Origin of the sequence: Pseudomonas sp. MF5691, assembly GCF_016405645.1 — a bacterium.
In the GTDB taxonomy this organism is placed as follows: Bacteria; Pseudomonadota; Gammaproteobacteria; order Pseudomonadales; family Pseudomonadaceae; genus Aquipseudomonas; species Aquipseudomonas shahriarae.
The window spans coordinates 135,934-148,710 of sequence record NZ_JAEKDC010000007.1; the positions used below are offsets into that span (position 1 = coordinate 135,934).

At 60.9% G+C, this 12,777-nt stretch carries 12 protein-coding genes; 7 read left to right on the forward strand and 5 right to left on the reverse strand.

Going from position 1 to position 12,777, the window contains the following annotated elements; genetic code table 11:
* The first annotated feature begins 96 nt into the window (after positions 1 to 96).
* The 4 genes from rnd to JFT44_RS29150 all read left to right on the forward strand — a co-directional run bounded on the left by rnd (position 97) and on the right by JFT44_RS29150 (position 6,099).
* Positions 97 to 1,230: a ribonuclease D gene (gene rnd, locus JFT44_RS12810; protein ID WP_057958805.1), complete on the forward strand. Its 1,134-nt coding sequence runs from the start codon at positions 97 to 99 to the stop codon at positions 1,228 to 1,230.
* Positions 1,227 to 1,520, forward strand: a complete 294-nt coding sequence (locus tag JFT44_RS12815) for a YcgL domain-containing protein (protein ID WP_057441287.1) — start codon at positions 1,227 to 1,229, stop codon at positions 1,518 to 1,520. The genes rnd and JFT44_RS12815 overlap by 4 nt, the downstream gene beginning before the upstream one ends.
* Before the next feature lie 113 nt (positions 1,521 to 1,633).
* Positions 1,634 to 2,566 (forward strand): D-2-hydroxyacid dehydrogenase, encoded by a 933-nt coding sequence (locus JFT44_RS12820; RefSeq protein WP_057441285.1) that lies wholly within the window; start codon positions 1,634 to 1,636, stop codon positions 2,564 to 2,566.
* Between the two features lie 3,161 nt (positions 2,567 to 5,727).
* A complete protein-coding gene (locus JFT44_RS29150) occupies positions 5,728 to 6,099 on the forward strand; it encodes a hypothetical protein (RefSeq protein ID WP_374068180.1) in 372 nt (123 codons plus the stop codon).
* A gap of 78 nt (positions 6,100 to 6,177) precedes the next feature.
* Here JFT44_RS29150 and JFT44_RS12830 read toward each other — a convergent pair whose 3' ends face one another.
* On the reverse strand, positions 6,178 to 6,771 hold the full coding sequence (locus tag JFT44_RS12830; RefSeq protein WP_120732150.1) for a nitroreductase family protein: 594 nt from the start codon (positions 6,769 to 6,771) through the stop codon (positions 6,178 to 6,180).
* Between the two features lie 153 nt (positions 6,772 to 6,924).
* Here JFT44_RS12830 and JFT44_RS12835 point away from each other — a divergent pair, with 153 nt between their 5' ends.
* Together JFT44_RS12835 and JFT44_RS12840 are read left to right on the forward strand one after the other, a co-directional pair.
* Positions 6,925 to 7,374, forward strand: coding sequence for a YcgN family cysteine cluster protein (locus JFT44_RS12835; protein ID WP_029292333.1), 450 nt, complete (start codon positions 6,925 to 6,927; stop codon positions 7,372 to 7,374).
* A gap of 9 nt (positions 7,375 to 7,383) precedes the next feature.
* Positions 7,384 to 8,616: a hypothetical protein gene (locus tag JFT44_RS12840; protein WP_057958809.1), complete on the forward strand. Its 1,233-nt coding sequence runs from the start codon at positions 7,384 to 7,386 to the stop codon at positions 8,614 to 8,616.
* 492 nt (positions 8,617 to 9,108) lie between these two features.
* On the opposite strand, the gene JFT44_RS12845 is transcribed toward JFT44_RS12840, so the two are convergent.
* From JFT44_RS12845 to JFT44_RS12855, 3 genes are all read right to left on the reverse strand, one after another.
* Positions 9,109 to 9,450 carry a DUF2892 domain-containing protein gene (locus JFT44_RS12845; RefSeq protein WP_057958810.1) on the reverse strand — a complete coding sequence of 114 codons (342 nt, stop codon included), beginning with the start codon at positions 9,448 to 9,450 and terminating at the stop codon, positions 9,109 to 9,111.
* A gap of 69 nt (positions 9,451 to 9,519) precedes the next feature.
* Positions 9,520 to 9,987: an RNA methyltransferase gene (locus JFT44_RS12850; RefSeq protein ID WP_057441281.1), complete on the reverse strand. Its 468-nt coding sequence runs from the start codon at positions 9,985 to 9,987 to the stop codon at positions 9,520 to 9,522.
* 182 nt (positions 9,988 to 10,169) lie between these two features.
* Positions 10,170 to 10,544, reverse strand: coding sequence for a YajD family HNH nuclease (locus JFT44_RS12855; RefSeq protein WP_038448187.1), 375 nt, complete (start codon positions 10,542 to 10,544; stop codon positions 10,170 to 10,172).
* Between the two features lie 612 nt (positions 10,545 to 11,156).
* Between JFT44_RS12855 and rarD the strand changes: the two genes are divergently transcribed.
* Positions 11,157 to 12,041 (forward strand): EamA family transporter RarD, encoded by an 885-nt coding sequence (gene rarD, locus JFT44_RS12860; RefSeq protein WP_057441280.1) that lies wholly within the window; start codon positions 11,157 to 11,159, stop codon positions 12,039 to 12,041.
* 12 nt (positions 12,042 to 12,053) lie between these two features.
* Here the strand turns inward: rarD and JFT44_RS12865 are convergent, their stop codons facing one another.
* Positions 12,054 to 12,740, reverse strand: coding sequence for a spermidine synthase (locus JFT44_RS12865; RefSeq protein WP_057441278.1), 687 nt, complete (start codon positions 12,738 to 12,740; stop codon positions 12,054 to 12,056).
* Positions 12,741 to 12,777: the final 37 nt, after the last annotated feature.

Below are 12,777 nucleotides of genomic sequence, written 5' to 3' on the forward strand. Positions count from 1 at the left end.
CTCCTGTCAGAGTTTTCATGATGGCTGGCACACTGCGGGTGCTCGAAAGTCCCGCTGGCGATATATACTGCGCGCCATTCTTCAAGGGAGAGCCGTGTGGCCATCGATATTCACTGGATCTGCGACAACGATAGCCTCGGCCAGCATTGCGCCGAATGGCAGCAGTTGCCATTCGTCGCCCTCGACACCGAATTCATGCGGGTCGACACCTTCTATCCCATCGCCGGGTTGATCCAGATCGGGGATGGTGTACGCGCTTATCTGATCGATCCCCTGACCATTGATAACTGGCAACCCCTGGCCGCCTTGCTGGAAAACCCGGCGGTGATCAAGGTGGTGCATGCCTGCAGTGAAGACCTGGAAGTGCTGCTGCGCCTGACCGGCAGCCTGCCGGTGCCATTGTTCGACACCCAACTGGCAGCCGCCTACTTGAACCTCGGTTTCTCCATGGGCTACTCGCGCCTGGTGCAAGCGGTGCTGGACATCGAGTTGCCCAAGGGCGAGACCCGTTCGGACTGGCTGCAGCGGCCATTGTCCGAGACCCAGGTCAGTTACGCCGCCGAAGACGCGGTGCACCTGGCGGAAGTCTATACACGCCTGCGTCCGCGACTGTCGGACGAAAAATACGCCTGGGTTCTGGAAGACGGCGCCGAGCTGGTGGCCAACCTGCGCCGGGAAATCGACCCTTACGAGGTGTACCGCGACGCCAAGCTGGCCTGGAAACTGTCCCGTGCCCAGCTCGCCGTCCTGCGCGAACTGTGCGCCTGGCGCGAGCAGCAAGCCCGTGCCCGCGACCTGCCACGCAACCGCATCGTCCGCGAACACTCGCTATGGCCCCTGGCCAAGTCCCAGCCGGATAACCTCGCGGCCTTGGGCAAAATCGAAGACATGCACCCGCGTACCGTGCGCCAGGACGGCGAATTCCTGCTGGGCCTGATCAAGCGTGCCGCCAGTGTGCCGATGGACCAATGGCCGCCGGCCGTGCCTGAGCCGTTGCCGGTGGATGCCGCTGTGCTGATCAAGCAACTGCGCGCCCTCGGCCAGACCTTCGCCGAACGCCTGGACATGGCCCCGGAGCTGATGCTGCGCAAGAAAACCCTCGAGGCACTGGTCAAGAGTGGCTACCCCGATGGGCCTTACCAATTGCCTGACTCGCTGCGTGGCTGGCGCCGCGAGTTGATGGGCCAGGCGCTGCTCGACAGCCTGGCCACTGCCGGAGAACAGCCTTGAAACATATTTGCTCCATCTACCGCAGCCCGAAACGCGCTGGCATGTACCTCTATGTGCTCAAAAGCGATGCCCTGGAACGCGTGCCCGAGGGCCTGCTAACCGTGTTCGGCAAGCCGGTACACGCGTTCAACCTGGTGCTGACGCCGGAACGCAAACTGCAGCAGGAAGATATCGTCGCGGTCCTGGACAACCTGCAAAAGCAGGGCTACCACCTGCAAATGCCACCGCCGGATGACGAATACATCGAGCACTTGCCCGAAGAACTGCTGCGCCGTAACGACCCGATGTGATCGACCCGTGTCCCGCTCGGGACACGTTTGAATCGAATGACCTGGCGAGCCCCGAGCCCTGCAGTCAGTTTGCTGTCGGTGGCCGCCTGCACTGTTTTTGAAAGGTTTGAACCATGCGCGTTCTGATAGCAGAACAGGACCACCCGCTGTACGCCCGACTGCTGCGCGAAGCGGCGCCGGATCTTGAAGTCCTGACCAGTGGCGACTCGGCCCAATTGTCGCGCCATGCCGCCGATTGCCCGGTATGGCTGGGCCAGCCGGACCTGCTGGCAACCCTGCTGCGCCAGGGCCATCACCCGCAATGGCTGCAATCGACCTGGGCTGGCATCACGCCGCTGCTGGCCGATGGCTTGCCTCGGGATTATCGCCTGACCCGCGCGGTCGGCATTTTTGGCCAGGTGATGGCCGAGTACGTGCTCACCTACATGCTCGGTCACGAGCGTGAGGTGCTGGCGCGCCTGGTCAGCCAGGTCGAGCGCAAGTGGGACAACCGCATGGGCCAGAGCCTGGCGGGGCGCAAGGTGCTGATTGTCGGCACCGGTGATATCGGCCAGAGCGTGGCGCAATTCCTGCTGCCCTTTGGTGTGGAGTTGTACGGCATTGCCAGCCAAGCCCGGGAGCAGGCCCCGTTTATCGAGGTAGCCGGGCCGGATCAACTGGGCCGTCTGGTGGGCGAGGTGGACTATGTGGTCAACCTGCTGCCCAACACCCCCAATACCCACGATCTGTACGATGCGGCGCTGTTTAAGCAGTTCAAACCCACCGGCCTGTTTATCAACGTCGGCCGGGGTGTGGCGGTGGTGGATGCCGATCTGGTCGAGGCTCTGAAAGAAGGGCACCTGGCCGGCGCGGTCATCGACGTTTGTCGCCAGGAACCACTGCCACAGCGCCATCCGTTCTGGACCGCCTGGGGCTTGTTGCTGACCGGCCACAGCTCGGCGCCGACCTGCCCGCGGCGCATGGTGGCACTGTTTGTCGAAAATCTGCGGGCGTACCAGGCCAAGGATTCGCTGCGTGGCGAGGTGAGTTTCGAGCGGGGATACTGAAACACCCCACATCGCGAGTAGCGCGCATCTGATTTTATCGCTGGCGGCAACGTGGGAGGCTCACTGACCTTAAGAAGGGAGGCCTCTCCATGCTTGAATCGCGCGCTGTTGCTTCGCAACCGTCTCTGGGGGCCATGCTGCCCGCATCGTTGGCTGATCCCGTCAGCCCCCCACCGACGGAATCCAACCTGGCAGCTGGCGGCGAAGAGGTCCGGATCAGCCTGGTCGAGGAGAAGGCAGGCCTTGAGGCTGCGCTGGGCGATAGGCAGAACCTCAAGGTACTGGGGCAAAAGCTCTACGAAGTCGCCACCCGGCTTGGGGTAAACGCCACACCCCAGGCAGTGCAGGCCGCGTTGGCGCATACCCCCCTGGACATAGACGCCGGCTCCTCCTATCCCCTGGCAGACGGCAAGAGCGCCACTTTGGCGAGCGTCATCAGGCACCTGGGCCTGTTCCTGCCCCTCAGCCACTTTCATCTCACCAGCCTCGCCGATGCAGTCACTGCAAGAGCCCTTGAGCATCCCCTTGGGGATTTTGGCGGAGGGTTGTCGTGGCCGGTGCCCATGAGCCCGGATGAGCAACGCAGGCTGGGTGCGCTCGCCCAGAGCCACCTCGCAGAGCAGCCGCAGGGCGCACAAGGCCAGGGGCTGCTGGATTTTCTGAACCAGCGCCAGCCCATTGCCACACCGGTACCGAGCAACCCCGTCAAGGCCCTGGAATCCCTGGTGAGCTCCGCTGAAGGGCAGCGGCTGGGAAAGCATCTGCAAGAGCAAATGGGCGGGATAGCCACCGACCGCAGCGTCAACGACTATCTGCTGGCCGCCATCGCGGTGCAGTTGGATCCGCAGTCCATCGCCGCGCCTCATCGCAACAAGGTGGCGGGTTTCGACCTGGCCAGCGATGCGCACTGGGGCAAACCTGCCTCCTTCGTGGTGGACAGGTTGAGCAGGCACCTGAGCAGCAGTGGCAAGACCAGCCCGCAGATGGCCGGGGTAGGCGCCTATGGGTTGCTGGCCCGCAAGGCGCCTGAATTTCTGGTCAAGGACATCCCGGACCGGGTGACCTATGGCAGCCCGGCCTGGGTCAGCCTGGCAATTGCTGCGGCGACCATCGAGGCCAAGTCGCCGGGGAAAGTGCCGAACATGACCTTCGCCCAGGTCATGCAGCAGGCAGAAAGTGCGGGCGCGGCCGATCCTGGTCTTACCCGCGATGTGCAGCGGGCGGCCCTGGTGGACTGGGGCGTGGTCAATGGCCTGCTCGAACGCAAGGGGGATGAGCGCTACAGCGACGCAGAGCTGAACCTGCTGCAAACCACCTTCAACACCCGCCAGCGGCAAATGATCACTGCCAGCCAGTCCTTGGATAAGGACATTCCCAGTCGCAAAGCGATGGCCCTGGAGGCGCTCAAGCACCGGTTTGGCGAGCTGGGCGGGCTTGTTGAAGAGCCGTTGATCAACACTACCCATCATCCCCGTGGCGGTCCCGGAACACCGGCAACCACATTGGTCGGCCATCATTCGCTGTTGGATATCGCCATGATGGACCTGCCGTCGCCGGCGGTGTTCTATTCGGCGGACAGCCGCATCCCCCTGGCCGAGTTGAATGCCAATCACCGATTTGGCATAACCGAGGCGTTCACCCAGCAGTTCAATGACACGATCCGGAGTAAAAAGGCTGCGATCGCTGTCGCCATCAAACACTTGATCGCACAGCTTCCATTGGCGGATCGGAAGAAATTCGAATATGGAAAAATTACCTTCTATCAAAACCTGTCCCACACGCTAGGCCTGGGGTTTACGGATAAAACCGATCATCCCAAGGGGCAGGAACTGCTGTTGAAAATTGAAGGGGAGGGTGAGCCTGCAGCATACGAAATCAACTTTGCCCAAGGTGTTATTCGATCGACTGACCTCTGGCGAGCGGATGTACGCAGCTCAAGAAAGGCCAATCTTGTCCGCGAGACCCGAGAGTTCATACCGCGCAATGACGCAGTGCAGCAGAACAAACAAAGCGTTCCGGTAAGCAACGCGTTACTGGATAGCTTTGCTTCGGATCGCACTCGGTACATCGCCGATGCATTTGTTGAACACCTTGATCTCGATGATCCCGACATAAAGGAACACGCACGGGGGCAGACCACGTTGGACAAACAGCGGGGCAGGGCAGCAGTGGCTGAAGCGTATCTGTTGAGCCTTGTTCCGTTTTATTCGGCGATTGGCAATTTCCAGCAGGGTAATTATGGCGAAGGGGCTACTGACCTTGCGCTGGATATCTTTGGCTTGCTCAGCGCTGGCGCTGCAAACGCAGGGAAATTGGGCCGATTGGGTGGGACTGCGTTATCCGCAGCGGCGAAGGTTTTACAGGGCGCAAAGATCATTGGGGCTGCCACGATCAGTGCATTGAACCCCCTTGGCGGGTGGGGCGAGTTGGCGGTCGGCGGTGCCAGGTTAGCCGGGAAAGGCGTTTCCAAAGGGATTGAGGCGGTTAACCGGCTCAGGGGGGCTTCCGGCAGCTATGACCTGTTGAAAGCGGTCAGTAAGGACTATGGCACCGCGGCCACGGGCACGTTCAGGGTCGCAGGGCAGCGTGTCGAGGGCGGTGCGGTGCTCCAGGGCGGCAAATGGTATGCCTTCGACGCCGACAAGATGCGGCCTTATGGCGGGCCCCTTGAAGGGTTCACCGCAGAAACCAAGGCGATGGGCGGCACGCTTGCCGTGGCGCGTATTGCGCCGGGCAGTGAGCTGAGCAATCGGATGCTGCTCGAGTACAGCGTTGCACCCGCAAGCATTGCCGGGCTTTCGCGCAATAGTCAGGGGGTCTACGTCGCGGCTGATGGCCACCTGTCCCATATCCGCCACACCGACAGCGCTGGTAAGACTGCGGTCTATGAAGTCCGCCAAGTCACCCGTACCGAGGATGGGGTGGTGCAGGCTCGGATCTATCACAAAGGTCGGCAGACGCCGCTGCTGGTCCAGCATGTACAGGGCGATCAGTGGCAGCGCCTGCGTTTGCCCGGCGCCGCTCCGCAATCGGTGGCAGACGATCTGGGGGAGGTGATTGGACTTGGCGGCGAGGGGGTCATCTACGCAAGTCGCGACGGGAAAAGTGTCTACAAGGATCTTGGCCCTACCTCAATCAAACCTCCCGCTGAATACGTCAGCATGGAGGCGATATCGCTGAATAAATATTATGGTGAGGGGTTTGCAAGTGTGATCATCGAGGACGGTCGTAAATATATAAAGATGGGCAAAGTCGATGGCGTGGATCTCAGTAAGTTTGAGAGAAACAGTTTGCCGCCAGAAGCGCGATCATTCATGGATGATGTATTGGCGCAGATGGAGGCCAAGGATATCTATCACAATGATCTGCAATTAAAGAACTTTATGTATTCGGCCAAAGACCAGAAGATTTATCCGGTGGATATGGATTCGCAGGGCGCGGAGTTTATGGTGCCGGTGGTGATGGCTGCTTATAAGCGACAGAAGGAGGAACTGCGCAGGGCGTTTGCCAGCCTTGTCGCTAAAGCCCCTTGAGCAACTTGCGATGCCCCCTGCCGGTGTTTAACGGCAGGGGGGGGCGACGACTGCCCTGGCCACAGGCGGAACCCGTGCTTAAAGGTTGAAATCCCCTTCAGCCACCAACTCAGTCAAAGGCCGGCGCGGGCTGGGAGCCTCCCGGGCCTGCAGGTAGTCCGCCAGAGTCGATTTGTCACCGAGCTTGCCCACGGCGACGGCCGCGTGCAGCGCATAGCCCTCGGGGATTTTCAGTTCCTTGCGGGTCAGCTCCTGATCGAAACCGGCCATGCCGTGGGTGTGCCAGCCGCTGAGGCTGGCCTGCAGCGCCAGGTGGCCCCAGGCCGAGCCGGTGTCAAAGGTGTGCCACAGTGCCGGGGTTTCTTCACTGGCGCCGGGTACCGCAAAGTCGGTTTTCGAGATCACGATCACCAATGCCGACGCATGTTGTGCCCAGCCACGGTTGAACTCGTTCAGCAGGCCCAGATACCGTTGCCAATCCGGCGTATCGCGCCGCGCGTACAAAAAGCGCCAGGGCTGCGAGTTATAAGCCGAAGGTGCCCAGCGTGCGGCTTCGAAGAAGCTCAGCAGGGTTTCCACCGCAATGCTCTCGCCGGTAAACGCACGCGGCGACCAACGGTCGGTGAACTGCGGATGAATCGGATAATCGGCAACGCGTGGCTCAGAGCTCATAAGCGCATCCTGATGAAAAAAACGGCCTTCAAAACTACGTCGCCGCTGCACGTCTGACAAGTCTCGCCTTACCGGCAGTCGTAAGCGCTTGGCCCCAGGGGGCTTGGGCACTAGACTGGCGACCTTTTCACCTACCGATACTGATGTAGAGCCATGGCCGCTAAAGTCGAACCTTTCTGGATACGCAAAACCCTTGAGCACCTCGACCAGGAGGAGTGGGAGTCGCTGTGCGACGGCTGTGGCCTGTGCTGCCTGCAAAAGCTTGAAGACGAAGACGACAACAGCGTCTATTACACGCGTATCGCCTGCAAACTGCTGGACCTGAAAACCTGCCAGTGCACCGACTACCCCAACCGTAGGGACTCGGTGCCCGATTGCATCCAGCTCACCCCGGGCCAGGCCGACCAGTTCAAGTGGCTGCCGCCGACCTGTGGTTATCGCCTGGTCAGTGAGCGCAAGGATTTGCCGCTCTGGCACCACCTGGTCTGCGGTGACCGCGATGCGGTGCACCACGAACGCATTTCCCAGTCCGGCCGCATGCTCAGCGAAGGCAGCGTGCCCGAGGACGATTGGGAGGATTACCTGATTTTCCGCGCAGGCTGAGGAGAGCGTATGACGGTCCAAGCCAAGCTGGCGGCGAGCCTGCTGTTGCTGGGGTTGAGCGCGTCGGCGTGGTCGGCGAAAAAGGTCGATCTCGATTATCACGTCAAACTGTTGCCCCAGAGCGATCAGGCCGAGGTGCGCCTGAGCCTGTCCCAGGGTTCGGCTGTGCGCAGCCTGAATTTCGACCTGGGTCGCGACGGTGACTACAGTGATTTCAAGGCTGATGGCCAGTGGCAGGTCACGCCTGACGCGGGGGCCAGTCGCGGCCTGTGGCAGCCGGGCGCCGACAAGGCCAGCCTGACCTACCGCGTGCGCCTGAGCCATGCGCGCAAGGCCGGCATCTACGAGTCGCGCATGACCCCCAGTTGGGCGCTGTTTCGCGGCGAGGATCTGGTGCCGGCGGCTCGCCTGGACCAGCAGGACGGCGTGGAGTTGGTGTCCCGGCTGACCTTCGAGCTGCCGCCGGGCTGGAAAAGCGTCGAGACCGCCTGGCCACGGATCGGCAAGCATAAGTTCCGTATCGACAATGTCTCCCGGCTGTTCGACCGGCCCACCGGCTGGATGGTCGCCGGCAGCCTGGGCAGCCGCCGGGTGCGCCTGGGCGAAACCGAAATCACCGTGTCCTCGCCCAAGGGCCAGGCCATGCGCCGCATGGACGTGCTGACCTTGCTGACATTTGTCTGGCCCCAGGTACAAGCGGCGTTTCCCCGGCATCCGGCCAAGCTGCTGCTGGTGGGCGCCAGTGACCCGATGCGCCGCGGCGCGTTCGCCGGGCGCGATTCGGTGTACCTCAATAGCCGTACGCCGCTGGTCAGTGAAAACGGTAGTAGCCCGCTGATCCGCGAAGTGGTGCAGGCCATTGGCCGGTTCAATGACCATCAGGGCAGTGACTGGATCAGTGAGGGCCTCGCGGAATATTACGCCATCGAACTGCTGCGTCGCGCAGGCGGTATCAGCGATGAGCGTTATGGGGCGATACAGGCGCGCTTGAGCAAGGACGGCAAGGGCGTAACGACGTTACGCGGTGAGCACGTCAACGGCGCCACAGTGGCGCGGGCAGTGGTGGTGTTGCAGGAGCTGGATCGTGAAATCCGCCTGAAAACCCACAACAAACGCTCCCTGGATGACCTGACCCAGGCACTGATGCGCCTGGACAGCTTCAGCACCAAGGAGTTTGTGCAGTTGGCCGAAAGTGTGATCGGCCAATCCTCGGTGGTGCTCGACAGCAAATTGCTGCGCTGACCTCAAGTGGAAACAGGCTTGTGTAGGAGCTGGCTTGTCGGGTCGCCGCATCGCAGGCAAGCCAGCTCCCACAGGAGTCCGCGCACGCCTCGACGATCAGGTCGGCTGTCAGGCCGCCTCGCTTTGCTTGTGATCTTGATCTTAGGCGCCCCGTTAAACCACGCTGGCCGTCATCCGATTTTGATTTGGGGGGTAACCCGGCAGGACGCCGGGTTAGCCGCGCTGGGCCATGGATGGCCCATCGCGGCGGCCCCCCAAATCAATGTCGGATGACGGGCACACCGAGCCTAGGCGAGGTGCCGAGTGGTGGGGCAAGAGCCCTTTTGGTTACTTTTGGGGCTCTTTTCCAAAAGTGACCCGCTGTAAGAGCGGAACCAATAGCCGCCGTGACCCCAGCAACGGATATGCACACAACCCCAAGAACCACGAAAGAGTTGCGTAGATACCTATGCTGCGCCCCGACTAAACCAGCCCCCACCTTTGGCTTGTGCCTCAGGGCGCGGTTTTTTCGGCAGCCACTTCAGCCCGAGTCTTGAGGTTCTTCAGTTCCTCACCCGCGCGCTCGATGCGGGTGCGCACGCTATTCATATCCTGGCGGCTTTTTTCCAGCAGCGACTTGGCCGAACTATGGCCGCTGATCCCGCGCGCCAAGGCCACACCACCAATCGCCACCTGGATCAGGCCGAAAAAGCCACCGCGGCGAATGCCCTTGCCCATCATCACTACGCCACCGGCCAGTGAGCCAATGCGCTCCCAGCCCTGGACGTTCTGGGTCGGCTGGGTCTGGAACGGTGTCGATTCAATCATGGGTTTGAGGGTTTTGCTGTCGCTCATGGTCTGTCTCCAACAAAGGGCCATAGATATGCAACTGACTGCGGGCCAGAGGTGGATGTTCCCGCCAAATCAGTACTTGGGCCCCGAACGGGTGTTATTGCCCTTGGCCAGGCGATCGTAGAGCACCACGTTGACGGTGGCCGCGAGGTTCATGCAGCCGGTGGTCGGGATGTAGACCACATCTTCGCACCACTCGCGGATCTCTTTATCGAGGGAGCCATCTTCGGGGCCGAAGATATACAGCGCGCGATCAGGATGGGTGTATTCCGGCAGCGGCCGGGCACCGTCCACCAGCTCCACGGCAACCGGAATGCAGCCCAGGGGCAGGATCTTTTTCAGGTCGTCGATGCCGATCAGAGGGATGTCGTGGTGGACTTTCTTGGTGTCGGTAATAAAGTCCCGGGCCCGCTCATAGCGTTTACCGGTGTAGAACACCGAAGCCACCCCATAGCAGCCAGCAGCGCGCATGACCGAACCGACGTTTTCGGGGGATTTGGGGTTATACAGACCGATGCAGCTGTAGCGTTTATTGCCCACGGGAGAGGGTGCCTTCGAGAAAAACCGCAATTATACGGGGATTGCTCGAGCAGCGGTCGCTATAGACATGGCCTGTTTGGGCGATTGTCATCGCGGGCAAGCCCGGCTCCCCCAGGTGAACACATTTCAAATGTGGGAGCCGGGCTTGCCCGCGATGACGTCGCAACGTTCAGCGACGACCGTCAGTCGTCCTTCTTCATCAACCCCGCCAACGCCGCAAACGGGTTGTGCGTGGCCTTGGCGATGGTCGGGCTGCTGGTGGAGCCTTCGCCGAAATACTGTTGGTCGGTATAGCGCGAGTGCTCGTTGTCATGGCAGTACAAGCAGAGCAATTCCCAGTTGGAACCGTCCTGGGGGTTGTCGTCATGGTTGTGGTTACGGTGGTGCACAGTCAGCTCGCTGAGGCGCTTGCCGGCGAATTCACGGGCACAGCGGCCACACACATGGGGGTACATTTTCAGGGCTTTGTCGCGGTAGCCCATTTCCCGGTCGCGCTGGGCATCGGCAAGGATGCGGTCCAGCTTGGCGGTGTGGGAGGGCGGGTTGCTTGAGCTCATCATGGCTCCTGTTTTCTAGTGGATCACGGATGGCGTTGATTCTAGCTGCTCGCGGGGCAATAAGCCCTTGGCTTTTTCAGCCCGGGTGCCGGCTGGCGATGGGGTGCTGTGGAGCGGGGTAATAATGCCCGCCTATCTATTTAAAAACCGTTGGGAAGTTAAAGAGCGCAAAAGTTAGTCTGGGGCGAGAAAGTGTTGGACTAACTTTGCCAAGTTCTTTAATGTGGCGCCTCTTGGCCCACCGCCGCTGTGGTGTCGAGTATTCAATAAGCCTGGTCTTTCCGGGCGACCGTTAGTTTCCCGTGCAATCGGGTTTTCCCATCACGATATCAGCCTCCGCGGCTGGCGTTGTGGCGTTTCAAATCAGAGGCGCTCGTCTAGAGCGTGCTGCTGCCTATCATCGAAGTCGGGTGGGTTGAAGAGTCTGATGATCGTCTTTCCAATAATAAAAAACGACGAATTACCCTGTGCTTATAAATTCATGACTCTGGAATTATATTCTGTGTGAGTTGTAAGTTTGTGGTGCGTGTTAATAAGTTTTGATGCTCATTTTGCTTGTATTCAACGGCTCGGTCTTCAATTCAATACATGCAATTTGTTGTAGAGGCTGTTGTGTCTAAAGGTGTTGTTCTGGCGGTTTCCGCTTCCTTCCTGTTTGGCGTGCTGTATTTCTTTACCTCTCTTCTTGAGCCCTTGGATGGCCAGCAGATATTTGCCTGGCGAATCCTTATTTCGTTGCCCTTCATGACGCTGCTGCTCGCCCTGTCCGGGGATTGGCAATGGGTGCCGCTGATCTACAAGCGCTTGCGCGAGAAACCGGCCTTGCTGCCCTGCGTGGTGCTGACCAGCGCGCTGGTGGGGGTGCAGTTATGGATCTTTATGTGGGCGCCGCTCAATGGCCACGGCCTGGACGTTTCCCTGGGTTACTTCCTGTTGCCGCTGACCATGGTCATTACCGGGCGTATCGTTTATGGCGAACGCCTTTCCCATCTGCAAAAGATTGCCGCCGTGTTGGCTGCGGTGGGGGTGGGCAATGAGTTGTACCGCACGGGTGGGTTTTCCTGGACCACCCTGGTGGTCTGCGTCGGTTACCCGCTGTATTTCGTCCTGCGCCGGCGCTGTGGCACCGACAACCTGGGCGGTTTATGGCTGGACATGATGCTGATGATCCCGGTGGCGCTGTGGTTCATCCTCGGCGGCCACCCCATCGGCGAGACGCTGGCGCAGCGCCCGGCGTTGTACTGGCTGGTGCCAGTGATGGGCCTGGTCAGTGCGGCGGCAGGTTACTGCTACATCCTCGCCAGCCGCCTGTTGCCCTTCAGCCTGTTCGGTCTGCTCAGTTACGCTGAGCCGGTGCTGCTGGTGGCGGTGTCGCTGATGCTGGGCGACAGCCTCAAGCCGGGCCAGTGGATGACCTACCTGCCCATCTGGCTGGCGGTGGTGGTGCTGGTGCTGGAAGGTTTGCGGCATCTGAATCGCCTGCGCCGCTCGATCTGACCGGCGCGCCCTTCAGCCCTTGAGTTTCTCGGCAATCCAGATGGTATGCCGGGTGCCCTTGTTGCCATGGGCAAAGACTTGCACTTCCTCGGCCTTGAAGCCGGCCTTGCGCAATTTGTCGCTGAACTGCTTGTCGGCGCTGGCCGACCACACGGCCAGCACGCCCTTGGGGCGCAGGGCCTTGGCGCAGGCGCTGAGGCCGCCGGCGGAGTACAGCCAGCTGTTGGCTTTCTGCGTCAGGCCTTCGGGGCCGTTGTCGACGTCGAGCATGATTGCATCAAAGCCCTGGGGCTCGGCCTGCAGCACCTTGGCCACGTCTTCCAGGCGGATCACGGTGCGCGGGTCCTGCAGCGGGTTGCCGGATTTTTCCCCGAGCGGGCCGCGATTCCACTCCACTACGCCCGGCACCAATTCAGCCACCACCACTTCGGCCGTCTTGCCCAGGTGCTTGAGGGCCGAGGCCAGGGTGAAGCCCATGCCCAGGCCGCCAATCAATACCCGTGAACCGGGGCGTCCGGCGACCTTGCGGCAGGGAATCTCTGCCAGGGCATCTTCGGAACCGTGCATGCGCGTGTTCATCAATTGCCCGCCGTCACCGCCCTGGATCTTGATCACAAAATCCTCGCCGTATTCGAACAGGCACAGGGCGCCGCCGTTATCGGGGATCGGGGTGGTGTCGAGCAGCACGAAACGTTTCATGGAAATCTCATTGGGAAGGGCATTCTTGCGCGGTTGG